The 26,297-nt window shown below is 62.9% G+C and carries 22 protein-coding genes and 2 tRNA genes; 18 read left to right on the top strand and 6 right to left on the bottom strand.

Annotation, left to right across the window (positions count from 1 at the left end):
- The gene (locus ACE3TQ_RS05760) at positions 1-576 is read right to left on the bottom strand and encodes a helix-turn-helix domain-containing protein (RefSeq protein WP_374581010.1); all 576 of its coding nucleotides are present in this window, start codon (positions 574-576) and stop codon (positions 1-3) included.
- 114 nt (positions 577-690) lie between these two features.
- Between ACE3TQ_RS05760 and kbl the strand changes: the two genes are divergently transcribed.
- The 9 genes from kbl to ACE3TQ_RS05715 all read left to right on the top strand — a co-directional run bounded on the left by kbl (position 691) and on the right by ACE3TQ_RS05715 (position 10,071).
- On the top strand, positions 691-1,893 hold the full coding sequence (gene kbl / locus ACE3TQ_RS05755; protein WP_374581009.1) for a glycine C-acetyltransferase: 1,203 nt from the start codon (positions 691-693) through the stop codon (positions 1,891-1,893).
- A 21-nt stretch (positions 1,894-1,914) separates the two neighbouring features.
- Entirely contained in the window at positions 1,915-2,877 is a 963-nt protein-coding gene (locus ACE3TQ_RS05750) for an NAD-dependent epimerase/dehydratase family protein (RefSeq protein ID WP_374581008.1), read from the top strand.
- Positions 2,878-2,897: 20 nt separating this feature from the next.
- Positions 2,898-4,277, top strand: a complete 1,380-nt coding sequence (locus tag ACE3TQ_RS05745) for an L-serine ammonia-lyase (RefSeq protein WP_374581007.1) — start codon at positions 2,898-2,900, stop codon at positions 4,275-4,277.
- A gap of 103 nt (positions 4,278-4,380) precedes the next feature.
- Positions 4,381-5,856 (top strand): threonine synthase, encoded by a 1,476-nt coding sequence (gene thrC, locus ACE3TQ_RS05740; RefSeq protein ID WP_374581006.1) that lies wholly within the window; start codon positions 4,381-4,383, stop codon positions 5,854-5,856.
- Positions 5,857-5,865: 9 nt separating this feature from the next.
- A complete protein-coding gene (gene glp, locus ACE3TQ_RS05735) occupies positions 5,866-7,062 on the top strand; it encodes a gephyrin-like molybdotransferase Glp (protein WP_374581005.1) in 1,197 nt (398 codons plus the stop codon).
- Position 7,063: 1 nt separating this feature from the next.
- Positions 7,064-7,318, top strand: coding sequence for a molybdopterin converting factor subunit 1 (gene moaD / locus ACE3TQ_RS05730; protein ID WP_374581004.1), 255 nt, complete (start codon positions 7,064-7,066; stop codon positions 7,316-7,318).
- Positions 7,319-7,473: 155 nt separating this feature from the next.
- Positions 7,474-8,262, top strand: a complete 789-nt coding sequence (locus tag ACE3TQ_RS05725; RefSeq protein ID WP_374581003.1) for a substrate-binding domain-containing protein — start codon at positions 7,474-7,476, stop codon at positions 8,260-8,262.
- Positions 8,263-8,266: 4 nt separating this feature from the next.
- Positions 8,267-8,878 carry a diguanylate cyclase domain-containing protein gene (locus ACE3TQ_RS05720; protein ID WP_374581002.1) on the top strand — a complete coding sequence of 204 codons (612 nt, stop codon included), beginning with the start codon at positions 8,267-8,269 and terminating at the stop codon, positions 8,876-8,878.
- A complete protein-coding gene (locus ACE3TQ_RS05715) occupies positions 8,851-10,071 on the top strand; it encodes a TIGR03862 family flavoprotein (RefSeq protein ID WP_374581001.1) in 1,221 nt (406 codons plus the stop codon). Before ACE3TQ_RS05720 ends, ACE3TQ_RS05715 begins: the two co-directional genes overlap by 28 nt.
- Here the strand turns inward: ACE3TQ_RS05715 and ACE3TQ_RS05710 are convergent.
- The 5 genes from ACE3TQ_RS05710 to hpnC form a co-directional block, all read right to left on the bottom strand.
- Positions 10,045-10,860 (bottom strand): head GIN domain-containing protein, encoded by an 816-nt coding sequence (locus ACE3TQ_RS05710; RefSeq protein ID WP_374581000.1) that lies wholly within the window; start codon positions 10,858-10,860, stop codon positions 10,045-10,047. The genes ACE3TQ_RS05715 and ACE3TQ_RS05710 overlap by 27 nt on opposite strands.
- A gap of 11 nt (positions 10,861-10,871) precedes the next feature.
- Positions 10,872-11,657: a DUF1700 domain-containing protein gene (locus tag ACE3TQ_RS05705; RefSeq protein WP_374580999.1), complete on the bottom strand. Its 786-nt coding sequence runs from the start codon at positions 11,655-11,657 to the stop codon at positions 10,872-10,874.
- A gap of 133 nt (positions 11,658-11,790) precedes the next feature.
- Complete coding sequence (gene hpnE, locus ACE3TQ_RS05700) at positions 11,791-13,194, bottom strand: hydroxysqualene dehydroxylase HpnE (protein WP_374580998.1); 1,404 nt, start codon at positions 13,192-13,194, stop codon at positions 11,791-11,793.
- Entirely contained in the window at positions 13,187-14,020 is an 834-nt protein-coding gene (gene hpnD, locus ACE3TQ_RS05695) for a presqualene diphosphate synthase HpnD (RefSeq protein WP_374580997.1), read from the bottom strand. Before hpnD ends, hpnE begins: the two co-directional genes overlap by 8 nt.
- 38 nt (positions 14,021-14,058) lie before the next feature.
- Positions 14,059-14,892, bottom strand: a complete 834-nt coding sequence (hpnC, locus tag ACE3TQ_RS05690) for a squalene synthase HpnC (protein WP_374580996.1) — start codon at positions 14,890-14,892, stop codon at positions 14,059-14,061.
- A 163-nt stretch (positions 14,893-15,055) separates the two neighbouring features.
- Here hpnC and ACE3TQ_RS05685 point away from each other — a divergent pair, with 163 nt between their 5' ends.
- From ACE3TQ_RS05685 to ACE3TQ_RS05645, 9 genes are all read left to right on the top strand, one after another.
- The gene (locus ACE3TQ_RS05685; RefSeq protein ID WP_374580995.1) at positions 15,056-16,129 is read left to right on the top strand and encodes an efflux RND transporter periplasmic adaptor subunit; all 1,074 of its coding nucleotides are present in this window, start codon (positions 15,056-15,058) and stop codon (positions 16,127-16,129) included.
- Positions 16,126-19,209, top strand: a complete 3,084-nt coding sequence (locus ACE3TQ_RS05680; protein ID WP_374580994.1) for an efflux RND transporter permease subunit — start codon at positions 16,126-16,128, stop codon at positions 19,207-19,209. Before ACE3TQ_RS05685 ends, ACE3TQ_RS05680 begins: the two co-directional genes overlap by 4 nt.
- A 162-nt stretch (positions 19,210-19,371) precedes the next feature.
- A tRNA-Leu gene (locus ACE3TQ_RS05675) sits at positions 19,372-19,458 on the top strand.
- Positions 19,459-19,492: 34 nt separating this feature from the next.
- Positions 19,493-20,830 (top strand): trigger factor, encoded by a 1,338-nt coding sequence (gene tig / locus ACE3TQ_RS05670; RefSeq protein ID WP_374580993.1) that lies wholly within the window; start codon positions 19,493-19,495, stop codon positions 20,828-20,830.
- 58 nt (positions 20,831-20,888) lie between these two features.
- Positions 20,889-21,506 carry an ATP-dependent Clp endopeptidase proteolytic subunit ClpP gene (clpP, locus tag ACE3TQ_RS05665; RefSeq protein WP_374580992.1) on the top strand — a complete coding sequence of 206 codons (618 nt, stop codon included), beginning with the start codon at positions 20,889-20,891 and terminating at the stop codon, positions 21,504-21,506.
- Between the two features lie 133 nt (positions 21,507-21,639).
- Positions 21,640-22,908, top strand: a complete 1,269-nt coding sequence (gene clpX, locus ACE3TQ_RS05660) for an ATP-dependent Clp protease ATP-binding subunit ClpX (protein WP_374580991.1) — start codon at positions 21,640-21,642, stop codon at positions 22,906-22,908.
- Between the two features lie 232 nt (positions 22,909-23,140).
- The gene (lon, locus tag ACE3TQ_RS05655) at positions 23,141-25,549 is read left to right on the top strand and encodes an endopeptidase La (protein ID WP_374580990.1); all 2,409 of its coding nucleotides are present in this window, start codon (positions 23,141-23,143) and stop codon (positions 25,547-25,549) included.
- Positions 25,550-25,819: 270 nt separating this feature from the next.
- Positions 25,820-26,092, top strand: coding sequence for an HU family DNA-binding protein (locus ACE3TQ_RS05650; RefSeq protein WP_028102781.1), 273 nt, complete (start codon positions 25,820-25,822; stop codon positions 26,090-26,092).
- 41 nt (positions 26,093-26,133) lie between these two features.
- Positions 26,134-26,209, top strand: a tRNA-Val gene (locus tag ACE3TQ_RS05645).
- The last annotated feature ends 88 nt before the right edge of the window (positions 26,210-26,297 follow it).

Raw genomic sequence — 26,297 nt, 5'->3', positions numbered from 1 at the left:
TTAGCGGTGGATTACGACAAGCAGCGCCTTGGCCTCGGCCTTGCCGGGATTGCGGATGGCGTGGTGCACGTCGGCGGCATAGCGCGCGGTGCCGCCGAGTTTGATCTTCTTCTTGCTGGAAGCGACTTCCAGCTCCATCGATCCGTGCAGGATGGTCAGGTGCTCGGTGGTGCCCGGGTCATGCGGCTGCGAGACCAGCTCGCCACCAGGGGCCAGGGTCAGCTCGTACCACTCATATTTGCCCGCCAGCTCCATCGGGCCCAGGATGCGCAGCACATAGCCGGCATGCGCGCCGGGCAGGGTGGGCGTCTCGTGCGCATCCACCAACTTTATCAGTTCGACATCCTTTTCGACGTCGGAAAGCAACTCCCCGATCTGCACCCCAAGGGCATTGGCCAGGCGCCAGGTAATGGCGATGGTTGGATTGGCCTTTTCGCGCTCAATCTGGGATAGCATGGATTTGGAAACCCCGGCAATGCGGGACAAATCCTCCAGCGTCAGGCCGCGCGCCAGGCGCAATCGCTGCAGGGCGGCGCCGACTTCCGGCGGGGCATTGGTCGAAGTGGTCTGCTTCACGCTTGCAAAGTTCAATGTAGTAACGTAGGATTCTGTATATCGAATTTACGTTCAATATAGTGAATTCCATCCGGATTAGTGAAATAAGAGTAAACTTTACATCAGAGGACGACCATGAGCCAAGCGACGAATGCGTTTTACACGGGCCTGCAACAGAACCTGGAAAAGCTGCGTAACGAGGGCCTGTACAAGCCGGAACGCGTGATCGCGTCGCGCCAGGGCAGCGAAGTGCAGTCGGAAGACGGTCGTACCCTGATCAATATGTGCGCCAACAACTACCTCGGCCTGTCGGGCCAGGAATGGGTGGCGCAAGCGTCCATCGAAGCGACCGAAAAATACGGCTACGGCCTGTCCTCGGTGCGCTTCATCTGCGGCACCCAGACAGTGCACAAGCAGCTGGAAAAGGCGATCTCCGAGTTCCTCGGCACGGAGGACACCATCCTCTACGCGGCTGCGTTCGACGCCAACGGCGGCGTGTTCGAGCCGCTGTTCGACGAGAACGACGCCATCATTTCCGATGCGCTGAACCACGCCTCCATCATCGACGGCATCCGCCTGTGCAAGGCCGCGCGCTTCCGCTACGCCCACAACGATATGGCCGACCTGGAAAAGCAGCTGCAGGCAGCCGCCGACAAGCGCCACAAGATCATCGTGACTGACGGCGTGTTCTCGATGGACGGCACCATCGCCCAGCTGGACAAGATCGTTGCGCTGGCTGAAAAGTACGGCGCCCTGGTCATGATCGACGAATGCCACGCCTCCGGCTTCATGGGCAAGACCGGCCGCGGCACCCACGAACACCACAATGTGCTGGGCAAGATCGACATCATCACCGGCACCCTGGGCAAGGCCCTGGGCGGCGCCATGGGCGGCTTTACCTCCGGCCGCAAGGAAGTGATCGACACCCTGCGCCAGAAATCGCGTCCATACCTGTTCTCCAACACCCTGGCCCCGTCCATCGCCGGCGCCTCGCTGGAAGTGCTGAAGCGCCTCTCCGCGTCGACCGAGCTGCGCGACCGCCTGCACGAAAACACCGCCTACTTCCGCAAGGAGATCGAACGCATCGGCTTCACCATCAAGCCGGGCACCCACCCGGTGGTGCCGGTGATGCTGTTCGACGCGCCGGTGGCGCAGAAATTCGCGGCCCGCATGTATGAACTGGGCGTGCTGCTGTCGGGCTTCTTCTATCCGGTGGTGCCGATGGGCCAGGCGCGCGTGCGCGTGCAGCTGTCCGCCGCCCACACCCGCGAGCAGCTGGACAAGGTATTGGCCGCCTTCGAACAGGCAGGCAAAGAACTGGGCATCATCAAGAACTAACTGGAAAAAGCAGGTAAGAACATGGAACGTATCCTCGTCATCGGCGCCAACGGCCAAATCGGCTCTGAACTGGTGGAAGCGCTGGCCAAGCAGCACGGCGCGCAGAATGTCATCGCCACCGACATCAGCCCGGTCAACAAATACAATGCGGCGCGCTACCAGGTGCTGAACGTGATGGACAAAGCCGCGCTGGAGCAGCTGGTAGCGGCGGAAGGCATCACCCAGGTGTACCAGCTGGCGGCCATGCTGTCGGCCACCGGCGAGGCGGCGCCGCTGAAGGCGTGGGACCTGAACATGGACGGCCTGCTGAACATCCTGGAAGTGGCGCGCGAGCGCGGCGAGCAGGGCAAGCCGCTGCGCATCTTCTGGCCGTCGTCGATCGCAGCCTTCGGCCCGAACACCCCGGCCGAGAACACTCCGCAGTACACCGTGATGGACCCGACCACCATCTACGGTATCTCGAAGCTGGCAGGCGAACGACTGTGCGAATATTACTTCCTGAAGTACGGTGTGGACGTGCGTTCCATCCGCTACCCAGGCATCATCAGCTTCAAATCGCCGCCAGGTGGCGGCACCACCGATTACGCGATCGCGATTTTCCACGCCGCGCTGCGCGGTGAACGCTACGATTGCTTCCTCGGCCCGCAGACCACGCTGCCGATGATCTACATGCCCGACGCGATCCGTGCAACCATTGAATTGATGGACGCACCTGCCGAACAAATTAAGATCCGTTCGTCGTACAATGTCGCCGGCGTTTCCTTCAACCCGGAACAACTGGCAGCAGCGATCACCCGTGCGGTGCCTGAATTCAAGATTGCCTACACTCCGGACAGCCGCCAGGCTATTGCCGACAGCTGGCCGCGCAGCCTGGACGATTCCACGGCGACTGCGGACTGGGGCTGGAAAGCCCGCATCGGCGTGGACGAGATGGTGAAGGACATGCTGGCGAATATTGACGTGAGCCTCAGCGAGGCCGCATAACCAGAGAGAGACAAGTAACAATGGACATGAGTGTTTTCGACCTTTTCAAGATTGGCATTGGCCCGTCGAGTTCCCACACGGTGGGGCCAATGGTGGCGGCGCGCCGCTTCCTGGTCGAGAACAGTCCATTGGACGACGTGATCTCGGTGACCGCTGAGCTGTTCGGCTCCCTGGCCCTGACTGGCGTCGGCCACGGCACCGACAAGGCCGTGCTGCTTGGCCTGATGGGCGAAACGCCGCAAGGCGTCAACCCCGACGCGGTGGACGATATGCTGGCGGCGGCCGACGTGGACGGCGAACTGCGCCTGCTGGGCGAGAAGACCGTGCCGTTTACCCGCAAGGAACACCTGCTGTTCCACATGGCGGAGAACCTGCCGGAGCACCCGAACGGCATGCGCTTCACCCTGCGCCGCGCCGATGGCAGCAGCGTTACCAAGGTTTATTACTCGATTGGCGGCGGCTTTATCCGCGCCGAAGGTGAAGAGGCCAGCACCGACGGCAAGCCCGCCGTGCGCCTGCCATACCCGTTCAACACCATGGCGGAACTGCTGGGCCACGGCGTCAGCAGCGGCAAGACCATCCCGCAAATGCTGCGTGAGAATGAGCTGAAACGCATCAGCGAAGCGGAGCTGGACGCGGGCATGGACCGTATCTGGCACGTGATGCGCGATTGCATCCAGCACGGCCTGGAAACGCGCGGCCAGCTGCCGGGCGGCCTGAATGTGAAGCGCCGAGCGGCCGACCTGTGGCGCCAGGCGCAGCAGGGCGACCGCGCCAACCAGCTGCCGCACGATGCGCTGAACGGCGTCAGTTTGTACGCGATGGCGGTCAACGAAGAGAACGCGGCAGGCGGACGTGTTGTAACGGCGCCTACAAATGGCGCTGCCGGCATCATTCCCGCTGTGCTGAAATACTACGCGGAAGACTGTAAACCGGTCGACCCGGTGGCGGGCGTGCGCGCCTTCCTGCTCACCGCAGCGGCGATTGGCATGCTGTGCAAGCGCAATGCGTCGATCTCCGGCGCCGAAATCGGCTGCCAGGGCGAAGTCGGCGTGGCCTGCGCGATGGCGGCGGCCGGGCTGGTGGCGGCGCTGGGCGGCAGCAATGCCCAGATCGAGAACGCGGCAGAAATCGGCATCGAGCACCACCTGGGCATGACCTGCGACCCGATCGGCGGCCTGGTGCAGATTCCATGCATCGAACGCAACGGCATGGGGGCGGTGAAGGCCATTACCGCCGCCTCGCTGGCGATGAAAGGCGACGGCACCCACTTTGTCACCCTGGACAATGTGATCGAAACCATGCGCCAGACCGGCGCCGATATGCAGGCCAAGTACAAGGAAACTTCGCTGGGCGGCCTGGCCATCCATGTGGTAACCGTGAACCACGCTGCCTGCTGAAAAACAAAGCTTTGACAAGGTTTCGTGGGGCGTCGCCCCACGAATATTCGGTTGGCACTATAATAAATGTCCGTTTTCACCCGCCAACCGGACTTTCTACTCTATGCAATACGTGTCTACCCGGGCCGACGCGTCGGCTGCAGCACACTCTCCACAGCAGTTTTCCGACATTCTTTTGGGCGGCCTGGCACCGGATGGTGGCCTGTACCTGCCTGTTGAATACCCCCAAGTCACCGGCGAAGAGCTGAACAAGTGGCGCTACATGTCCTATGCCGACCTGGCGGTGGAAATCCTGAAGAAGTTCGCCGGCGACATTCCTGAAGCCGACCTGCGCGCCCTGGCGCACAAGACCTACACCGCCGACGTCTACCGCAACGTGCGCGAGGGCGAGAAGGCCGCCGACATCACCCCGCTGCGCGTGCTGGAGGAAACCGACGGCAAGAAGCTCGTGCTGCAATCGCTGTCCAACGGCCCGACCCTGGCCTTCAAGGACATGGCCATGCAACTGCTGGGCAACCTGTTCGAGTACGCGCTGGCCAAGCAGGACGCGCAGCTCAACATCTTCGGCGCCACCTCGGGCGACACCGGCAGCGCGGCGGAATACGCCATGCGCGGCAAGAAGGGCATCAAGGTCTTCATGCTGTCGCCGCACAAGAAGATGAGCGCCTTCCAGACCGCACAGATGTTCAGCCTGCAGGACCCGAATATCTTCAACATCGCCGTGGAAGGCGTGTTCGACGACTGCCAGGATATGGTGAAAGCCGTTTCGAACGACCTGGAATTCAAGGCGCGCCACAAGATCGGCACCGTCAATTCCATCAACTGGGCGCGCGTCGTGGCGCAGGTGGTGTACTACTTCCGCGGCTACCTGGCGGCCACCAGAAGCAATGAGCAGAATGTGTCCTTCACCGTCCCGTCGGGCAATTTCGGCAATATCTGCGCCGGCCATATCGCCCGCCAAATGGGCCTGCCGATCGATAAGCTGGTCGTCGCCACCAATGAGAACGACGTGCTGGACGAGTTCTTCCGCACTGGCATTTACCGCGTGCGCAAGTCGGCCGAGACCTACCATACCTCCAGCCCATCGATGGACATCTCCAAAGCATCGAACTTCGAGCGCTTCGTCTTCGACCTGGTGCAGGGCGACGGCAAGCGCGTGCGCGAGCTGTTCAAGAAGGTTGAAACGGAAGGCGGCTTCGACCTGTCCGGCGCGCCCGGCAGCGATGGCGACGAGTTCAAGCTGGTGCATAATTACGGCTTCAAATCGGGCAAATCGTCGCATGCCGACCGCCTGCAGACCATCCGCGACGTGGCGGACGATTACGGCATCGTGATCGACACCCACACCGCCGACGGCATCAAGGTCGCCAAGGAGCATATGGAACCTGGCGTGCCGATGATCGTGCTGGAAACCGCGCTGGCTGCCAAGTTCAATGAAACCATCCTGGAAGCGCTGGGCCAGGACGCCGAGCGTCCGGCCGGTTTCGAGAACATCGAAGCATTGCCGCAGCGCTTTGAAGTGATGCCAGCGGACGTGGCGAAAATGAAGGCGTACATCGCCGCCAATACGGGACTGTAAGCAATGGCCATGCTCGCCGTCCGCGAAGCCCTCGATTTCCTGCTGGCCGCCGCGCGCCCGGTGGCGGAGGTCGAGACCGTGCCCACGCTGGAAGCCAATGGCCGCGTCCTGGCGCGCGCCGTGGTGTCGGGCATGAACGTGCCCGGCTACGACAACACGCAGATGGACGGTTACGCGGTGCGCGCCGCCGATTGCGCCAGCGGCAGCGCCACGCTGACAGTGACGCAGCGCATTCCGGCCGGCCATATCGGCCAGCCGCTGCTGCCCGGCTGCGCTGCCCGCATCTTCACCGGCGCCATGATCCCCGAAGGCGCCGACGCGGTCGTGATGCAGGAACAATGCGAGGCTACGGAAGGCCTGGTAACCATCCGCCACACGCCGAAGGCGGGCGAATGGATCCGCCGTATCGGGGAAGACATCAGCGTCGGCAGCATCATCCTGGCCAGCGGCACGCGCCTGCGCAGCCAGGAACTGGGCCTGGCTGCTTCCATCGGCATGGCCGAGCTGGCGGTGCGCCGCAAGCTGCGCGTGGCGGTGTTCTTCACCGGCGACGAACTGGCGATGCCGGGCGAACCGCTGGCCCCAGGCGCCATCTACAACTCCAACCGCTTCACCTTGCGCGCATTGCTGGAAAACCTGGGCTGCGAAGTGCGGGATTTCGGCATCGTGCCGGATTCGCTGGAAGCCACGCGCGCCGTGCTGCGCCAGGCGGCCGAAGGCAATGACCTGATCATCACCTCCGGCGGCGTTTCGGTGGGCGAGGAGGACCACGTCAAGCCAGCGGTGGAAGCCGAGGGCAAGCTGAGTATGTGGCAGATCGCCCTGAAACCGGGCAAGCCGCTGGCGTTCGGCGAAGTAGGGCAGTCCTTCTTCATTGGCCTGCCGGGCAATCCCGTCTCCAGCTTTGTCACCTTCCTGCTGTTCGTACGCCCCTTCCTGCTGCGCCTGCAGGGCGCCGACGTACCGGCCCAGCCTCGCAGCATGCTGCTGCGGGCGGATTTCAACTGGCCCAAAGCCGACCGCCGCAACGAATTCCTGCGCGCTAAACTGAACGACAAGGGTGGCCTGGACCTGTTCCCCAACCAGGGCTCGGCGGTGCTGACTTCCACCGTGTGGGGCGATGGCCTGGTCGATAACCCGCCCGGCAATCCGATTGCCGCCGGCGACCTGGTGCGCTTCATCCCCTTCAGTGAATTGATGTATTGATATGCAGATCAACCTTAAGTATTTTGCCAGTGTGCGCGAAGCGCTCGGCAGCGGCGAAACGGTGGCACTGCCGGACGGCGTGGCCACGGTGGGGGCGGTGCGCGCCTGGCTGATTGGCCGTGGCGATCCCTGGGCCGGTGCGCTGGCCGAAGGGCGCGCCCTGCGCATGGCCTGCAACCAGCGCATGTGCGAGGCGTCGGCGCCGGTGGCGGCGGGCGATGAGGTTGCCTTTTTCCCACCAGTGACAGGCGGTTAAGACTTCGGCACAACACTGTGCAGGGCACTGTTGACCTGCACAGCCATCAGCATATACTGCTCACTGTGCGGCCCTAAACCTGCGCCGCGCTTCTGATTCCTTCCCGTCGCCTCTTCCCTGCGGCTTATTTCCTTTGTCTTGCAAGGAGAGTCGCAATGGGTTTCGTCTTCGCCGCCCTTAGTGTGAATGGCGCCGCGCCCGACAGGGCCGCCGGTCCGCCCCAGGTCCGTCCCGCGCACCTGCATATCGTGGGCTCCACCACCATGGGGCCATTGCTGCGCGAGATCGCAGCCAAATACCGGCTGCTGCACCCGGAAGTTACCATCGACGTGGAACTGGGAGGTTCACTGCACGGGCTGGACGCAGTCCGCGCCGGCCATGCGCAGATCGCCATGTTGTCGCGCGCACTCGCGCCGGGCGAGCATGACCTGTATGGCATCCCGATCGCGCGCGACGGGCTGGGCGTCGTGGTGCACGCCAATAGCCCGGTCGAGCAGCTGGACTACGAAGAGCTGCAGGCGATTTTCACCGGGCGTATGGAACACTACCATGTTGTTGGCGCGCAGCCCGGCAGCGCATCCAACGCCCTGTTTGCGCGCTACCTCAAGCAATCGCTAGACACTTTCCGGCCCAATGCCGCCGTGGAGTCGAACACCGAACGCATGGCGGTGGTGGCTGCTTGCGAAAACGCCATCGCCTTCGTCTCGGTCGGCGCGGCCGAACGCGCGATTGCGCAAGGCGTCTCGATACGGCTGCTGCCGATTGCCGGCGTGGCGGCCAGCATGGCAAACATCCGCGACGGCAGCTATCCGATCTGCCGTTCGCTCACACTGGCCAGCAGGGAAGCGCCGACAGGCGTGGCGCGCAGCTTCTTCGCCTTCTGCCTGTCGGCCCAGGTGAACGGCATCCTGAGCGCCTTTGACTTCGCCCCCTACCTGGACTGAGCTTATGGAACCCATCTCCCAATTCCATGACCGGCTGCGCCAAATGGTCGCGGCAGCGGAAAGCAGCGGCAGCACGGCAGCGGTGCTGGTGTTGACTATCGACCGCTACAGCGGCATCAAACTCAATCACGGCTTCGACGCCTGCGGCGCATTGCTGGCGCATGTTGCGGCAGCCTTGTCGCGCCGCCTGCGGCCCGGCGACAGCATGACCCGCCTGTTGGGCAGCCAGTTCGCGCTCCTCCTGCCCGACCTGGCGCAAGGCGAAGACGTGCTGCCCCTGGCGCAGCGGATGCTGGAGGCGGTCAAAGAGCCGATGCCATGGCAAGACTGCAGTGTGGCGGCCACGGCCAGCGTCGGCATTGCCTTGTCGCGCGACGCGGGCGACAGCGCGGGCATGCTGCGCGCGGCTAATTCGGCCATGGCGCAGGCCCTGAGCCTGGGCGGCAACCGTTTCTGCTTCTACCGCCAGGAGATGAATGAGCGCAGCGCGCGCATCTGGGCTCTGGAAGCGCGCTTGCGGCGCGTGGCGCGCTGCGGGTGCGAAGCACTGGCAGCCGATCGGGCAAGATCGAATACAATGCTGCCCCTATGGAGAGTAATCACAAGCAATGTGTAGCCGTGATCGGCGGCGGCCCCGCCGGCTTGATGGCGGCAGAGGTACTGGCGGCGGCAGGCGTACGCGTGGACGTGTACGACGCCATGCCGTCGGTCGGCCGCAAGTTCCTGCTGGCCGGGCGCGGCGGCATGAACATTACCCATTCCGAACCCTACGGGCAGTTCGTGGCGCGCTACGGCAGCCGGGCCGCTGCGCTGCAGCCCATGCTCGATGCGTTCACGCCAGATGACCTGCGGGCCTGGGTGCATGGCCTCGGCATCGACACCTTTGTCGGCACTTCCGGGCGCGTGTTCCCGACCGAGATGAAGGCTGCGCCCATGTTGCGCGCCTGGCTGCACCGCCTGCGCGAGAGCGGCGTGCATTTCCACCAGCGCCATCGCTGGCTGGGCTGGACGGCGGACGGCGCGCTGCGCATTGCCGCGCCGGACGGCGAGCTTACAGTGCGGCCAAACGCCACCGTGCTGGCCCTGGGCGGCGCCAGCTGGGCGCGGCTTGGTTCGGATGGCGCCTGGCAGCCCTTGCTGGCCGCGCGCGGCGTGGATGTCGCGCCGCTGGTGCCCGCCAACTGCGGCTTCGATGCGCGCTGGAGCGCGCATTTCGCTGCGAAATACGCCGGGCAGCCATTGACGACGGTTGCCATCGGCGGCCGCAAGGGGCAAATGGTGATCACCGCGACCGGTGTGGAAGGGAGCCTGGTTTACGCCGTCTCGGCCGCGATCCGCGACCGCATTGCCGCCGAGGGCAGCGCGACCATCGAACTGGATTTGCTGCCGGACTGGCCGCTGGATCGCCTGCGGCAGGAACTGTCGCATCCGCGCGGCTCGCGTTCCATGTCGAGCTTCCTGCAAAGCCGCGTGCATATCAAAGGCGTCAAGACAGGATTGCTGCACGAGGTGCTGGACAAGGAAGCCTTCCACGATCCGCAGCGCGTGGCCGCCACCTTGAAGGCGCTGCCGGTCACGGTATACGCGCCGCGCCCGATCGATGAAGCGATCAGCAGCGCCGGCGGCGTGCGCTTCGAGTCCCTGCAGGGAACGATGCTGAAGGCGGTGCCCGGCGCGTTCGTGGCGGGCGAGATGCTGGATTGGGAAGCGCCGACCGGCGGCTACCTGCTGACCGCCTGCTTCGCCAGCGGCCTGGCCGCCGGCAAAGACGTGCTGCGCTACTTAATGGACCCAGCTCACGCCGCCTGAGCCGCTGCGGCTCACATTGCGGTCGCTCGGGTTGCCGTAGATGCGGATGTCGCCGGTGCCTTTCACCGTCACATCGGCCGACTGGCGGGCAAAGACGTTGGTGGTGCCAGAGCCCTGCAGGGTGACGGTCACCTTGTCGGAGGCCAGGTGCTGCGCGTCCAGGTCGCCCGATCCCGTCAGGTCGGCGGTCAGCTCCTTGCAGCTGCCGCTCGACGTGATGGCGCCAGAACCCACCATTTCCAGGGCCACGCGTTCGCCGTGGCCGGTATTCAGGTTCAAATCGCCGCTGCCATGCACGCCGGCTTCCACCTGCTTGTAGCGGCCATTGAAGGTCAGGTTGCCGGAACCCTGCAGCTGCACGCTCAGTCGCTCACCGCTGAAGCCAGTGACCGTGCTGTCGCCGCTGCCGTTGATCACCAGTTCGTTCAGCGACGGCAGTACCAGCTCGACTTCGATCGGGCGGCGCGGATGCAGCAGCAAGCCTTTGGAGCCGATGCGCAGGGTATTGCCCATCTGTTCAGTCGCAATATTGCCCAGCAGGCGCTGCTCGCCGCGCACCTTGAGCGACGGCACATCGCCCTGTTTCAGGCGCAGGTCGATCGGCCCCACCAGTTCGACAGCGGAGGTGGTGGCAGCCACTTCGCGCACTTCGGTGCGGGCCGTGCGGCCGGCAACGCTGGTTGGGTTGGAAGCGCCCTGGGCGCGCAGCATGCTGTAGGAAACGGCGGTCAGCAGCACCGCCAGCAGCGCCATGCCCAGGCCGATCTTGAACAGGGAACGGAAGTTCATGGTCTTTCCTCTCAAGCGCCGCGCAGCAGCGAAACGTTCATCTGGATGTAGCGCTTCAAGCCGATCAGCGAATAGCGGGTGATGACGATGCTGGCCAGCGTAAGCACAATGCCGAGCAGCACCAGGCCAATACCGACCACCGTCTGGGTGGCGCGCGACTCGCTGTCGAGGTCCGAGGTGATGTGCACGCCGCCCTCGGCCATGGCCTCGGCGCCTTCCAGCAGCTTTTCCGACTTGCTGGACGCCTCATCCCACTCCTTGCGCAGGCCCGGCGAAGGCTCCTGGAAAATTTCCACGCCTTGTTCGCTGATCGACACCTTGGTCTGCATGCGGGCCTCGACCTGCTCGCCCTCGTCGTCGTAAATGACCAGGTGGCGCAGCGGGCCGCTCAGCACCAGCTCATTGGCGCCCGCCAGGCCGCTTGCCGTAATGGCAATGCCGCTGATGTAGAAGGCAAAGGCGCTCGCATATACGGAAATCAGCAGGGCCGAGAACACGGCCGCCGGCACTACCATGAACAGGTTGAAAATGCCCAGGCCGATGAAGGAAAACACCATGCGCGCCAGGTTGGCCGGATTGCGGTTTTGCTCGAAAGCCTGCTGGTGCGTACTGGCGCGCAGCGTCATGGCGATCTTGCGCGGCTCGTCCAGGTCGGCCGCGATCTCGGCCTCGCTGCGGCCTGCGGCCAGTTCGTCGATGAAACGCTGTTCGTAATAGGCCATCGTCTTAGCCGCAATATCGGGCGGCAAGCCGGTCAGGGCCTTCTTCAATGCGTCCAGGTACTCATTCTTGCTCATTAGTAACTCCAGCCTTCTTTTACTCCATGCTGTCACTGTAGTGGACAAGATGCCCGCGCTCCACCGGCGTGCGACAGGCTGCAGAAATGCGGGAGCAGGCGACCAAAAGAGGGGACAGGCGGGGCACGCCTTTTCACGCCCGGGCGCGGCGGGCAGGCGCCGACAGCAGCCTGGCCGCCTGCTGGCCGCTGCGCACCGCCATTTCCAGGGTCGCCGGATAGTCGCCCTTGGTGTAGTCGCCGGCCAGGACCAGGCCATCCAGCGCGGTCGCGTTGTCGGGACGATCAAGGGCTGGCGTGCAGGCGAACGTGGCGCGCTTTTCGGTGATGACACGCGACCATGCCGCCTGCGCCAGGGCCGGCATGGCCAGGTCGGCCGCCAGCTGGCGCCCGACGGCGGCCGCCAGCTCGTCCTGCGCCAGCGCGGCGGCCGCGCCGGCGGCGCTGATCACCACCGCGAACAGGCCATCCTGCGCCGCATCCAGCTGGCCACGGTCGAAGACGAACTGCCCCCAGCGCTGGCTGGCCGGATCGTCGAGCAAAGCGTAGAACGGCGTCGGCAGGCGCGTGCCGGGCGCGTATTGCAGGTAGCAGGTGGTGATCGCCTCGTAGTCGAAGGCCTCCAACTGGCGCGCCAGCGGTGCGGCGGCTTCCAGCGGCTGCAGCAAAGCCGCCGCCGCAGCCGGCGCGCACGCCAGCACCACGCCATCGAATGCGGCGCGCTCCGAACCACCGAGCGCCGCCCCGCCAGCCTGCACCAGCCACCGCGCCGCGCCGGCCGCTGGCAAGCCCGGGGCCTGGCCCTCTGGTTGACCCGTATCCGGCTGCAGCGCGCCGACTTTGGCGCCCAGGTGCACCTGGTGGCCATTCCGCCGCAGCCATGCGCAGGCGGCTTCCGGGAACAGGGCGCTAAGGTCGGTGCGCGGCAGCAGCATGTCGGAAGCGGCGCGCCTTGCGCCCAGGCTGTCGCGCAGCACCGCCAGGAAGACCTGGGCCGAAGCGCGTTCCAGCGGCGTATTGAGGGCTGCCAGGCAGAGCGGACGCCACATCAGCTGCGCCAGCCGGGGCGTTTGCTCAAAGCGTTCCAGCAGCTCGGCCACGCTGCAATCGTTATTCAGTTGCCAACCCATCCAGCGCGCCGTGGTACTGAAACGGGCCAGGGCCAGTTTATCGTCGCGCGCCAGGCCCCGTGCGCGCAGCAGGGCGACGCCGACGTGCAGCGGCGCGGGCAGGCGCGGCGCCACAAAGTCCATGCCGGCATCGCCGGGCGGGTAACGCATCTGCAGCGGCAGCTTGAGGATGGCGGCGTCGAGGTCGACGCCGGCCAGGCGCATCATGCGCAGCGTTTCGCGATAGGCGCCCAGCAGGATGTGCTGGCCGTTGTCGAGCACGCGGCCGTCGACCTCGACGCGGCGCGCGCGGCCGCCCAGGGTGCGGGCCGCCTCGTACACGGTGACCCTGTGCCCGGCGCGCGCCAGTTCGAGCGCCGCGCTGAAGCCCGCCCAGCCGCCGCCGACGACGGCAAATTGCTTAGCCACGGACCCAGGTCTTCCACGCCAGCCACAACTTGCGGATAGGCGTCAGCGAAATGCGCTGCTTGAGGACGTGGTAGCCGTCCTCCTCGATTTCATTGAGCAGGGTGCGGTAGATCGCCGCCATGATCAGGCCCGGGCGCTGGGCGCGGCGGTCTTCTTTCGGCAGCAGGGCGAAGGCTTCGTCGTAAGCTTTCTGCGCGCGCGCCACCTGGAACTGCATCAGTTTGGCGAAATTCTCGGTTTCGCGCGCGTTCAGCAGGTCGGCAGCGGTGACGTTGAACTGCTGCAGTTCATTCACCGGCAGGTAGATGCGGCCCTTGCGCGCATCCTCGCCGACGTCGCGGATGATGTTGGTCAGCTGGAAGGCATGCCCCAGCTTCTCGGCATACTGCAGCGTCTCCGGGCGCGTCACGCCGAAAATGGAGGCGGACAGGATGCCCACCACGCTCGCCACGTGCCAGCAGTATTTCGACAGGCCGGCGTAATCGAGGTAGCGCGTCTGGTTCAGGTCCATCTCCATGCCATCGATGATGGCCTGCATATGTTCCTGCTTCAGGTTGTAGACGGCGATATGCGGCTGCAGCGCCTGGGTTACCGGGTGCGTCTGCTTGCCCTCATACATCTGGGCGATCTCATTGCGCCACCAGGCCAGCTTGATGCGGGCCAGCGATTCGTCGCTGCATTCGTCCACGGTGTCATCCACCTCGCGGCAAAAGGCGTACAGCGCTGTAATGGCGCGGCGGCGTTCCGGCGGCAGGAACAGGAAGCTGTAGTAGAAACTGGAACCGCTGGCGGCGGCCTTCTGCTGGCAGTATTCGTCGGGGGACATATTCTTATGGCTTGGGTAACGCTGGGAAAGGCGCTATTTTATAGTGAAGAGCGCTTCATCCGAAGCGCGCGCCAGAAAACCTTGAACCAGTCGCGCTTTTCCAGCTTGGGCCGGCGCAGGAAAACGTCGTAATCGACTTCCTCGATGGCCTCCAGGATGCGCAGGCCGCCTTGCACCACCATGCGCAGTTCCAGGCCGATGCGGCCCTTCAGGCGGCAGGCCAGCGGGGCGCCCTGCAGCATCAGGGCGCGGGCGCGTTCGACCTGGAATTTCATCATGGCGCGCCATTTGGCCTTGTTGTCGGGCCGCGCCAGGTGGGCCGGCGACAGGGCGTAGCGCGTCAGATCTTCCATCGGCAGGTAGATGCGTTCCTTATGCTCGTCGATGGCGACATCCTGCAGGAAGTTGATGATCTGCAGCGCGGAGCAGATGGCGTCCGAGTCGCGGATATTCTGCTCGTCCGCGGCGCCATACAGGTGCAGCATGAGCAGGCCGACCGGGTTGGCCGAGCGCGCGCAGTAGTCCAGCAGTGCGTCGTAGCTGGCGTAGCGGGTCACCTCCACGTCCTGCTTGAAGGCGGACAGCAGGTCGTAAAAGGGGCGCAGCGGCAGCTGGTGGCGTTCAATGGCGGCGGCCAGGCGCTCGAACATGGGTTCCGGGCCGTGGGCGCCGACTTCGCCGCGCTCAATGCGGCCCAGGGCTTCTTCGTACGCGGCCAGGCCCGCCAGGCGCTGCTCGGGCGTGGCGTCGCCCTCGTCGGCGATATCGTCGGCGCTGCGGGCGAAGGCGTAAATCGCTTCCACCGCCGGGCGCAGGCGGCGCGGCATCAGGATGGAGGCGACAGGGAAATTCTCGTAATGGTCAACGGACATAGAGGCGTGGTTCTAAATTAATGACGCAAAAGTCATTTGCAAGTTTTGTTGACCCAGCTATAATTTTTTACTAAACGGAAAGTCATTTAGTTCCAGACTGGAAATAATAATGGCAAAGATGCACCCCCGGCAATTGCCTGAGACACTAAAAAGGAATTCCATCGTGTTCGTAGCAAAAAAACTACCTGTGGTTGCGGCCTGCGCCTTGCTGCTCGCCGCCTGCTCGAAAGAGGCCCCCAAGACCGAAGATATCCGCCCCGTGCGCGCCATGGTGCTGCAAGCCAGCGATATTGACGTGAACGCCGAATTCTCCGGTGAGGTGCGCGCGCGCGTCGAATCGCGCCTGGGATTCCGTGTCGGCGGCAAGATCGTGTCGCGCAAGGTCGATGTGGGCAGCGTCGTCAAGCGCGGCCAGGTGTTGATGGATCTCGACCCGCAGGACTTGAAGCTGTCCCAGGCACAGGCCCTGGCCGCCCTGCGCGCGGCGGAAACCACGCGCGACCTGGCCAGCGCGGAACTGAAGCGCTACCAGGAACTGCGCGAGAAAAACTTCGTCAGCCAGGCCGTGCTCGACGCCAAACTGTCGGCGGCCAAGTCGGCCCAGGCGCAAGTCGATTCGGCGCAGGCGGCCTATCGCGGCATGTCGAACCAGGCTGGCTACGCGAGCCTGGTGTCCGATATCGACGGCGTGGTGACGGCGGTGGATGCCGAAGTAGGGCAGGTGGTTGCGCCGGGTACCCCGGTGGTGCGCGTCGCCAAGACGGACGAGAAGGAAATCGTCTTTGGGGTGCCGGAGGATAAGGTCGACACCCTGCGCGCGATCCCGGATGTGCATGTGCGCCTGTGGTCCAACCCCGATAAATCCGTGCCGGGCAAGATCCGCGAAGTGTCGCCGGTGGCCGACCCGTTCACCCGCACCTACGCCTTCCGCGTATCGATCCCGGCCAGCCTGGCGGAAGCAAAGCTGGGCATGACCGCGCTGGTGGCATTCGCCTCGCGCACGCCGCAGCCGCAGATCAAGGTGCCGCTGACCGCGCTGTTCCATGAAAAGGCGGCGACGTCGGTGTGGGTGGTGGAGAATGGCGTGGTGCGCCTGGTGCCGGTCACGGTCAACGGCGTATCCGGCAATGAGCTGGTGCTGGGCAGCGGCGTCAAGCCGGGCCAGACCGTGGTGACGGCGGGCGTGAACCTGCTCAAGCCGGGCCAGAAGGTCACCATCCTTGGAGCCGCCAAATGAAGGGCTTCAACCTCTCGCGCTGGGCGCTGGAGCACATCCCGCTTACGCGCTACCTGATCGCGGTGCTGCTGATCGGCGGCCTGCTGGCGTACAAGAACCTGGGGCAGGACGAGGACCCGCCGTTCACCTTCCGCGCGATGGTGGTGCAGGCGTTCTGGCCGGGCGCCACGGCGCTGCAGATGGCCGAGCAGGTCACCGACAAGCTGGAAAAGAAGCTGCAGGAGACCCCGTACATCCATGAGATCACCAGCTATTCCAAGCCGGGGCAGACGCTGATCCTGGTCAGCGTGCGCGAATCCACGCCGCCCAAGGAAGTGACCCAGGCCTGGTACCAGGTGCGCAAGAAGATCGGCGATATCCGCGCCACCTTGCCGGCCGGAGTGCAGGGGCCTGTGTTCAACGATGAATTCGGCGACACCTATGGCTCCATCTTCGCGCTTTCCGGCGACGGCTTTACCTATGCCGAGCTGAAGGACTACGCGGACCTGGTGCGCCAGCAGCTGCTGGGCGTGAAGAAGGTCTCGAAGGTAGAACTGTTCGGCGTGCAGGATGAGAAGATCAATATCGAGTTCTCGCACAAGAAGTTTGCCCAGCTGGGGCTGACCATTGAGCAGATCGCCAACCAGATCACGACCCAGAACGTGGTGGAGGCGACCGGCGTCGTCGTCACGCCGACCGACAACCTGCAGGTGCGCGTATCCGGCGCGCTGCGTACGGTGAAGGACCTGGAGGAGCTGGAGCTGCGTGCCAATGGCACCACCTTCCGCCTGGGCGATTTTGCCACCATCAAACGCGAATACCAGGACCCGCCGCGCGACAAGATGCGTTTTAACGGCAAGGAAGTGATCGGCCTGGGCGTGTCGATGGAGAAGGGCGGCAACATCATCCAGATGGGCAAGGACCTGGAGAAGACCGTCGCCGAAATGAAGACGAAGCTGCCGGTCGGCGTTGAGCTGGAGCGTGTCTCCAACCAGCCGGCGGCGGTGACTGCCTCGGTCGGTGAGTTCCTGCGCACGCTGGTGGAGGCGGTGCTGATCGTGCTGGCGGTGAGCTTTGTTTCGCTCGGCCTGCACTCCAAGCCAAAACTGCGCCTGGATGCCCGCCCGGGCCTGGTGGTGGCGCTGACTATTCCGCTGGTGCTGGCGGTGACCTTCCTGTTCATGCGCATCCTGGACATCGACCTGCACAAGATTTCGCTCGGCGCCCTGATCATCGCACTCGGCCTGCTGGTGGACGACGCCATCATCGCGGTGGAAATGATGGTGCGCAAAATGGAGGAGGGCCATTCGCGGCTGGAGGCGGCGACCTACGCCTACACCTCCACCGCCATGCCGATGCTGACCGGCACCCTGATCACGGTGGCGGGCTTCCTGCCGATCGGCCTGGCCGCGTCGGCAGCGGGCGAGTACACCTTCTCGCTGTTCTCGGTGAACGCGATCGCGCTGGTGACGTCGTGGATCGTGGCTGTGATGTTCACGCCTTACATCGGCTTCGTACTGCTCAAGGTCAAACCGCATTCGGAAGGCGGCGGCCACCACGAACTGTTCGATACGCCGGGTTACCGCAAGTTCCGCGCCGTCGTGAACTGGTGCGTCGAGTACCGCAAGACCACGATTGTGGCGACACTGGTCGTGTTCTTCCTCGGCGTGTACGGCTTCAAGTTCATTGAAAAGCAGTTCTTCCCCGATTCGAGCCGTCCGGAGCTGATGGTGGAAATGTGGTCGCCGGAAGGCACGGCCTTCGCCCAGACCGAGCGCCAGGCCAAGAAGTTCGAGGAATTTATCCGCAAGGAACCCGGCGTGGCCAGCGTGACGACCTACGTCGGCACTGGCAGCCCGCGCTTCTATCTGCCGCTGAACCAGATCTTCCCGCAGACGAACGTGTCGCAGGCGGTGGTGCTGGCCAAGGACCTGAAGGCGAGGGAAGAGCTGCGCAAGAAAATCACGGCCATCTTCAAGACCGACTTCCCGGAAGTGCGCGGCCGCGTCCAGCTGCTGCCGAACGGTCCGCCGGTGCCGTACGCGGTGCAGTTCCGCGTCACCGGTACCGAAGTTGAACGCGTGCGCGCCATCGCCGACCAGGTGAAGGACATCATGCGCGCCAATCCGAACACGGTGGGCGTCAACGACAACTGGAACGAGTCGATCAAGGTGCTGCGCCTGGACCTGGACCAGGACAAGATGCGTGCGCTGGGCGTGACGTCGCAGACGGTGATGCGGGCCGCGAATACCATCCTGTCCGGCACGCCGATCGGCCAGTTCCGCGAAGGCATCCGCCTGATCGACATCCAGGTGCGCCAGCCGCTGGACGAGCGGCGCACCATCGCGGTGCTGAACGATACCTACATCCCGACCAACAGCGGGCGTTCGGTGCCGATCTCGCAACTGGCGCGCGTGCACTTCGTGTGGGAGCCGGGCGTGGTGTGGCGCGAGGGCCGCGAATGGGCCATTACCGTGCAGTCGGATGTGGTGGAGGGCGTGCAAGGGCCGACCGTGTCGGGCCAGATCAATCCCAAGCTCGATGAGCTGCGCGCCAAACTGCCGCCGGGTTACGAGATCAAGGTGAAGGGCGCGGCGTCGGACAGCAGCGCGGCCGAGGAGTCGATTTCGGCCAACCTGCCGCTGGCGGTGTTCATCATCTTTACCCTGCTGATGCTGCAGCTGCATAGCTTCTCGCGCTCGCTGCTGGTGTTCCTGACCGGGCCACTGGGCGTGGCGGGGGCGGCGATGGCATTGCTGATCATGGGCCGGCCGCTGGGCTTTGTGGCCAACCTGGGGATTATTGCCCTGTTCGGGATGATTATCCGGAACTCGGTGATCCTGGTGGACCAGATCGAGCAGGATATCAAGGCTGGCGTGCCGGCCTGGGATGCGATCGTGGAGTCGGCGGTGCGGCGCTGCCGGCCGATCATCCTGACCGCGGCGGCGGCGGCGCTGGCCATGATTCCGCTGTCGCGCTCGGTGTTCTGGGGGCCGATGGCGGTGGCGATCATGGGCGGGCTGATCCTGGCTACGGCGTTGACCTTGCTGTTCTTGCCGGCGCTGTATGCAGCCTGGTTCCGCGTGCCGAAACCCCGGTAAACCTGGGTCAGACCCAAGGGTCTGACCCAAATGTTGCGCTTAACGCAAAAAAACCACTTCCGCACGGTAGAAACACCGTATAGAATGCCGGGTTGAAGTTGAAAGCCCCGGGCGACCCCGTTTTCACTGAAAGGTCGCCCTTTGCTTTTGTGCAAATATGCCGCGAGGATGGCGAAATTGGTAGACGCACCAGGTTTAGGTCCTGACGCCAGCAATGGTGTGGGGGTTCGAGTCCCCCTCCTCGCACCATAAGTACACTTATTTTTATTGGACGATTTTTACAATGGCAACTGCAGTTGAAACCCTGGGCAAACTCGAACGCCGCATGACGATTTCCTTCCCACTGTCGGACGTGCGTTCCGAAGTGGAAAAGCGCCTGAAAGTACAGGCCCGCTCCGCACGCGCTCCTGGCTTCCGCCCAGGCAAAGTGCCAATGAAGATGGTTGCCGCACAATACGGCTACCAGATCGAGACCGAAGTGCTGAACGATAAAGTCGGCCAAGCCTTCAACGCCGCTGCCAACGAAAACCAGCTGCGCGTCGCCGGCTTCCCTAAGATCGAGCCAAAGCAAGACGCACCGGAAGGCCAGCTGTCGTTCGACGCTACCTTCGAAGTGTACCCAGAAGTTGAAATCGGCGACCTGACCAAGGTTGAGATCGAAACCGTCAAGTCCAACGTGACCGACGTCGAAATCGACAAGACCATCGAAATCCTGCGCAAGCAGCGCGTGCACTTCCACGTGAAGGGCGAGAAGGGCGAGCACGGCGACGGCGGTGAAGCCATCGCTGCCAACGGCGACCGCGTGACCGTCGACTTCGTCGGCAAGATCGACGGCGTTGAGTTCCCAGGCGGCAAAGCTGAAGGCTACCCGTTCGTACTGGGCGAAGGCCGCATGCTGCCAGAATTCGAAGCCGCCACCGTCGGCCTGAAAGTGGGCGAGTCCAAGACCTTCCCGCTGTCGTTCCCAGAGGACTACCACGGCAAGGATGTGGCCGGCAAAACCGCCGAGTTCACCATCACCCTGAAGAACCTGGAGTGGGCGCACCTGCCGGAAGTTGACGCTGAGTTCGCCAAGTCCCTGGGCGTGGCTGATGGCGACCTGGCCAAAATGCGCGAAGACATCAAAGTCAACCTGGAGCGTGAAGTCGCCGGCCGCGTGAAAGCACGCAACAAGGAAGCCGTGATGGAAACCCTGGTGAAGACCGCCGTACTGGAAGTGCCACAGTCGCTGATCGCCCAGGACTCCGAGCGCCTGGCCGAAATGACCCGCCAGGACATGGCGCAGCGCGGCATGAACGTAAAAGATGTACCATTCCCAGCAGAACTGTTCAAGGACAAAGCCGAGCGTCGCGTACGCCTGGGCCTGATCCTGTCCAAGCTGGTGGGCGAGCAGGAACTGCAAGCTACTCCTGAGCAGGTCAAGGCACAGATCGAAGACTTCGCACAAAGCTACGAAGATCCACGTGAAGTGCTGAAGTACTACTACTCCGACCGTCGTCGCCTGGCCGAAGTGGAAGCACTTGTATTGGAAGAAAACGTCGTTACTTACGTCCTGGGCCTGTGCAAGAACGTCTCGAAAGAAGTAGCTTTCGACGAACTCATGGGAAGCGTACAAGCGTAATAGCTTGACAATATTCGACGCCGGCCTAGAGCCGGCGTTGTTTTCACAAGGAATTGGAATGAATCGTAATCCCGCACTCGATACGGAAATGCTCGGCCTGGTGCCGATGGTGATCGAACAAAGCGGCCGCGGTGAGCGCTCGTACGATATCTACTCGCGCCTGCTGAAGGAACGCGTGATCTTCATGGTGGGCCCGGTCAATGACCAGATGGCCAACCTGATCGTCGCCCAGCTGTTGTTCCTGGAAAGCGAAAATCCGGACAAGGACATTTCGCTGTACATCAATTCCCCGGGCGGCTCCGTTTCCGCCGGCCTGGCGATCTACGACACCATGCAGTTCATCAAGCCTGATGTGTCGACCCTGTGCACCGGCATGGCCGCCTCCATGGGCGCCTTCCTGCTGGCCGCAGGCGCCAAGGGCAAGCGTTTCTCGCTGCCGAACAGCCGCATCATGATCCACCAGCCGTCCGGTGGCTCGCAGGGCATGGCGTCCGATATCGAAATCCAGGCCAAAGAGATCCTCTACCTGCGCCACCGCCTGAACAGCATCATGGCAGACCGCACCGGCCAGTCGATCGAGCAGATCGCCAAGGATACCGACCGCGACCGCTTCATGTCCGCCGACGAGGCGGCTGAGTACGGCCTGATCGACAAAGTGTTGACCAGCCGCGCATAAGCGTCCAAGCAATACGACGCCCGGACGCTACAACGTTCGGGCGTTTTGCATTTATTTCGGGTAGCATGTGGTTGTGCGCAGGATTTCTTGCTTATGCGCATTGCAAACTTGCACCAAACTAAAGAATAGTCCCATGTCAGAGAAAAAATCCTCCAGCGGCGAAAAACTCCTGTACTGCTCGTTCTGCGGCAAGAGCCAGCATGAGGTGAAGAAGCTGATCGCCGGCCCGTCCGTCTTCATTTGCGACGAGTGCATTGACCTGTGCAATGACATCATCCGCGACGAGACGTCCAGCATCGAATCTGTCACGGGAGCCAAGTCGGACCTGCCCACCCCGCAGGAAATCACCGACCTGCTGAACCAGTACGTGATCGGCCAGGCCACTGCCAAGCGCATCCTGTCCGTGGCGGTGTACAACCACTACAAGCGCCTCAAGCACCTGGGCAAGAAGGACGACGTCGAACTGGCCAAGTCCAACATCCTGCTGGTGGGCCCGACCGGCTCCGGCAAGACCCTGCTGGCGCAGACCCTGGCGCGCATGCTAAACGTGCCGTTCGTGATCGCCGACGCCACCACCCTGACCGAAGCCGGTTACGTGGGTGAGGACGTTGAGAATATCATCCAGAAACTGTTGCAGAGCTGCAACTACGACGTGGAGAAGGCGCAGCGCGGTATCGTCTATATCGACGAGATCGATAAGATTTCGCGCAAGTCCGACAACCCGTCGATCACACGCGACGTGTCGGGCGAGGGCGTGCAGCAAGCCCTGCTGAAACTGATCGAAGGCACCATGGCGTCCGTGCCACCGCAAGGCGGCCGCAAGCACCCGAACCAGGACTTCGTGCAGATCGACACCACCAACATCATGTTCATCTGCGGCGGCGCATTTGACGGCCTGGCGAAGATCATTTCCAACCGTTCCGAAAAGTCCGGCATCGGCTTCTCGGCGGAAGTGAAGAGCAAGGAACAGCGCTCGAACAGCGACCTGATGATGGAAGCCGAGCCGGAAGACCTGATCAAGTTCGGCCTGATCCCGGAACTGGTGGGTCGTCTGCCAGTTGTGGCGACCCTGTCGGAACTGACCGAGGAAGCGCTGATCGAGATCCTGGTCGAGCCGAAGAATGCACTGGTCAAGCAGTACTCGAAGCTGCTGGAAATGGAAGGCGCCGAACTGGAAATCCGTCCTGCCGCGCTGCACGCCATCGCCCGCAAGGCGCTGGCACGCAAGACCGGCGCCCGCGGCCTGCGTTCCATTTTGGAACACGCGTTGCTGGACATTATGTTCGACCTGCCTAACCAGCAGAACGTCACCAAAGTCGTAATTGATGAAAATACGATCACCAGTGGCGCAAAACCCCTACTGATTTACCAGGAATCCCCAAAAGCAGCAGGGGAAAACTAAATAGGGTTTTGAATCCCTGAGGCAAGGCGTTACAATCAACCTCAATAATAGAACGCCGGCTTCAGTCGAAAAGCCACTCGCGATTGCGGTCGCGCGTGGCTTTTTTTGTTCCGGATCCAGATTTTATTAGAGTGCTACTGCATTTTCTCAAAGCAAATATAATTGCAGTACTGGCCTTGTGAAATTGCCGCTGGGGCACACATAAAGGCCAGGTTTTTAAATAAGGTACGCCATGACAACTACCAAATTAACTGAGCAAACTCAACTGCCTCTGTTGCCACTGCGTGACGTAGTCGTGTTCCCGCACATGGTAATCCCGTTGTTTGTTGGCCGACCAAAGTCCATCAAGGCGCTCGAAGCCGCCATGGAGCAAGGCAAGAGCATCATGCTCGCCGCACAGAAAGCGGCCGCCAAGGACGAACCTTCGCCATCGGATATTTATGAAATCGGCTGCGTGGCCAACATCCTGCAGATGTTGAAGCTGCCTGACGGCACCGTGAAGGTGCTGGTGGAAGGCGCACAGCGTGCCCGCATCAAGAAAATCACCGATAGCCCAACCCATTTCGTGGCCGACCTGGTGCCGCTCGAATCCGAAATCGGCGACGAGTCCGAAATCGAGGCGATGCGCCGAGCCATCGTCCAGCAGTTCGACCAGTACGTCAAACTGAACAAGAAGATCCCGCCTGAGATCCTGGCTTCGCTGTCGGGCATCGACGATGCCGGCCGCCTGGCCGACACCGTGGCGGCGCACCTGCCGCTCAAGCTCGAGCAGAAGCAGGTCATCCTGGAAATCATTAACGTTGCCAAGCGCCTGGAGCACCTGCTCGGCCAGCTGGAAGGCGAGTTGGATATCCTGCAGGTGGAAAAGCGCATCCGCGGCCGCGTCAAGCGCCAGATGGAGAAGTCGCAGCGCGAGTACTACCTGAACGAGCAAGTCAAAGCCATCCAGAAGGAACTGGGCGAGGGCGAAGAGGGCGCCGATATCGACGAACTCGAGAAGAAGGTCGCCGCCGCCAAGATGCCGAAGGAAGCGCTGGAAAAGGCGCAGGCCGAGCTGAAGAAGCTGAAGCTGATGTCGCCGATGTCGGCCGAAGCCACCGTGGTGCGCAACTACATCGACACCCTGGTGTCGCTGCCATGGAAGAAGAAGTCCAAGGTCAACAACGACCTGGCCAACGCCGAAAAGGTGCTGGACCACGACCACTACGGCCTGGAAAAGATCAAGGAACGCATCGTCGAGTACCTGGCGGTGCAGCAGCGCGTGGACAAGCTGAAAGCACCGATCCTGTGCTTCGTCGGTCCGCCAGGCGTGGGTAAGACCTCGCTCGGCCAGTCGATCGCCAAGGCCACCAACCGCAAATACGTGCGGATGGCGCTGGGCGGCGTGCGCGACGAAGCCGAGATCCGCGGCCACCGCCGCACCTATATCGGCTCCATGCCGGGCAAGGTGCTGCAGTCGCTGGCCAAGGTCGGCGTGCGCAACCCGCTGTTCCTGCTGGACGAAATCGACAAGATGGGCGCGGACTTCCGCGGCGATCCGTCGTCGGCCCTGCTGGAGGTGCTGGACCCAGAACAGAACCACACCTTCTCGGACCACTACATTGAAGTCGACTTCGACCTGTCGGACGTGATGTTCGTGGCGACCTCGAACTCGTACAACATCCCGCCTGCGCTGCTGGACCGTATGGAAGTGATCCGCTTGTCCGGCTACACGGAAGACGAGAAGACCAACATCTCCTTGCGCTACCTGTTGCCGAAGCAGATCAAGAACAACGGCCTGAAAGAAGGCGAGATCTCGGTCAGCGAAGCGGCGGTGCGCGACATCATCCGCTATTACACCCGTGAAGCAGGCGTGCGTTCGCTGGAGCGTGAAATCTCCAAGATCTGCCGCAAGGTCGTGAAGCTGCTGCTGCTGAAGAAGTCGGACAAGAAGGTGGCCGTCACGCCGAAAAACCTGGACAAGTTCCTGGGCGTGCGCCGCTACGACTTCGGCGTGGCCGAAAAGCAGAACCAGATCGGCCAGGTGGTCGGCCTGGCCTGGACCGAAGTGGGCGGCGACCTGCTGACCATCGAATCGGTCGGCATGCCGGGCAAGGGCAATGTGATCCGCACCGGTACGCTGGGCGACGTGATGAAGGAGTCGATCGAAGCTGCCCGCACCGTGGTGCGCAGCCGCGCATCGCGCCTGGGCATCAAGAACGAAGTGTTCGAGAAGCAGGACATCCACATCCACGTGCCGGAAGGCGCAACGCCGAAAGATGGCCCATCGGCTGGTATTGCGATGACCACGGCGATGGTGTCGACCTTCACCGGCATCCCGGTCCGCGCGGACGTGGCGATGACCGGCGAGATTACCCTGCGCGGCGAAGTGCTGCCGATCGGCGGTTTGAAGGAGAAGCTGCTGGCAGCGCATCGCGGCGGCATCAAGACCGTGCTGATTCCCGAGCAGAACGTGAAGGACCTGGCCGAAATTCCGGACAATGTGAAGAACAAGCTGGAAATCGTGCCGGTGCGCTGGATCGACAAAGTGCTGGAAGTGGCGCTGGAACGCCAGCCGGAGCCGATTGTTGAAGTGGCGACGGCGGTCGAGGTGCCGGCGGTGGCTTCCACCACCGACGGCAGCGAAGTAGTCAAGCATTAAACCCGGCAGGGCAGGGTCAGACCCAAGGGTCAGACCCCGTGTGTGCCGGAGCCGCGGAATGCGGGCAGACAGGGTCTGACCCTTGGGTCAGACCCCGGTTTACCGGGTTCAACCAGCCAAAACGGGCGCCATCGCTGGCGCCCGTTTTGCATTTACCCTTGACACAAAGCAATCCCGCCCTGTCTAATACGGCCCTGAGATTTTTATGCAAACGAAAACGCAGCATAGAAAACGGTATAAACGATATAAACCTTTGTGACGGGGACTGTAATGAACAAGACCGAACTGATCGACCACATCGCGACTTCCGCTGACATCTCCAAGGCTGCTGCAGCACGCGCCCTGGACGCGATGATCGACGGCGTAACCACCACCCTGGCCAAGAACGACAGCGTCACCCTGGTCGGCTTTGGCACCTTCTCCGTGAGCGAGCGCGCAGCCCGTACCGGCCGCAACCCACGCACCAAGGAAGAGATCAAAATCGACGCCGCCAAAGTTCCTAAATTTAAGGCTGGCAAAGCACTGAAAGATGCTGTACAATAATGGCCTTCGGTAAGCAGTAATGCTTACCGGGCAGTTTAAGCGGGCGTTTAGCTCAGTTGGTAGAGCGGATCCCTTACAAGGATTAGGTCGGGAGTTCGACCCTCTCAACGCCCACCACTTAAACAAATCGTAGTACCTGTGTTGTGAATGCTGGAGCGGTAGTTCAGTTGGTTAGAATACCGGCCTGTCACGCCGGGGGTCGCGG

Origin of the sequence: Pseudoduganella sp. (assembly GCF_041914865.1) — a bacterium.
GTDB lineage: Bacteria > Pseudomonadota > Gammaproteobacteria > Burkholderiales > Burkholderiaceae_D > Rugamonas.
Note: the sequence above shows the minus strand (reverse complement) of the source record. Positions and strands in the feature narration are given on the sequence as shown.

Coding starts and splice junctions, on each gene's coding strand:
- kbl (WP_374581009.1), top strand. CDS start 691: ATGAGCCAAGCGACGAATGCGTTTTACACGGGCCTGCAACAGAACCTG.
- ACE3TQ_RS05750 (WP_374581008.1), top strand. CDS start 1,915: ATGGAACGTATCCTCGTCATCGGCGCCAACGGCCAAATCGGCTCTGAA.
- ACE3TQ_RS05745 (WP_374581007.1), top strand. CDS start 2,898: ATGGACATGAGTGTTTTCGACCTTTTCAAGATTGGCATTGGCCCGTCG.
- thrC (WP_374581006.1), top strand. CDS start 4,381: ATGCAATACGTGTCTACCCGGGCCGACGCGTCGGCTGCAGCACACTCT.
- glp (WP_374581005.1), top strand. CDS start 5,866: ATGCTCGCCGTCCGCGAAGCCCTCGATTTCCTGCTGGCCGCCGCGCGC.
- moaD (WP_374581004.1), top strand. CDS start 7,064: ATGCAGATCAACCTTAAGTATTTTGCCAGTGTGCGCGAAGCGCTCGGC.
- ACE3TQ_RS05725 (WP_374581003.1), top strand. CDS start 7,474: ATGGGTTTCGTCTTCGCCGCCCTTAGTGTGAATGGCGCCGCGCCCGAC.
- ACE3TQ_RS05720 (WP_374581002.1), top strand. CDS start 8,267: ATGGAACCCATCTCCCAATTCCATGACCGGCTGCGCCAAATGGTCGCG.
- ACE3TQ_RS05715 (WP_374581001.1), top strand. CDS start 8,851: ATGGAGAGTAATCACAAGCAATGTGTAGCCGTGATCGGCGGCGGCCCC.
- ACE3TQ_RS05710 (WP_374581000.1), bottom strand. CDS start 10,860: ATGAACTTCCGTTCCCTGTTCAAGATCGGCCTGGGCATGGCGCTGCTG.
- ACE3TQ_RS05705 (WP_374580999.1), bottom strand. CDS start 11,657: ATGAGCAAGAATGAGTACCTGGACGCATTGAAGAAGGCCCTGACCGGC.
- hpnD (WP_374580997.1), bottom strand. CDS start 14,020: ATGTCCCCCGACGAATACTGCCAGCAGAAGGCCGCCGCCAGCGGTTCC.
- hpnC (WP_374580996.1), bottom strand. CDS start 14,892: ATGTCCGTTGACCATTACGAGAATTTCCCTGTCGCCTCCATCCTGATG.
- ACE3TQ_RS05680 (WP_374580994.1), top strand. CDS start 16,126: ATGAAGGGCTTCAACCTCTCGCGCTGGGCGCTGGAGCACATCCCGCTT.
- tig (WP_374580993.1), top strand. CDS start 19,493: ATGGCAACTGCAGTTGAAACCCTGGGCAAACTCGAACGCCGCATGACG.
- clpP (WP_374580992.1), top strand. CDS start 20,889: ATGAATCGTAATCCCGCACTCGATACGGAAATGCTCGGCCTGGTGCCG.
- clpX (WP_374580991.1), top strand. CDS start 21,640: ATGTCAGAGAAAAAATCCTCCAGCGGCGAAAAACTCCTGTACTGCTCG.
- lon (WP_374580990.1), top strand. CDS start 23,141: ATGACAACTACCAAATTAACTGAGCAAACTCAACTGCCTCTGTTGCCA.
- ACE3TQ_RS05650 (WP_028102781.1), top strand. CDS start 25,820: ATGAACAAGACCGAACTGATCGACCACATCGCGACTTCCGCTGACATC.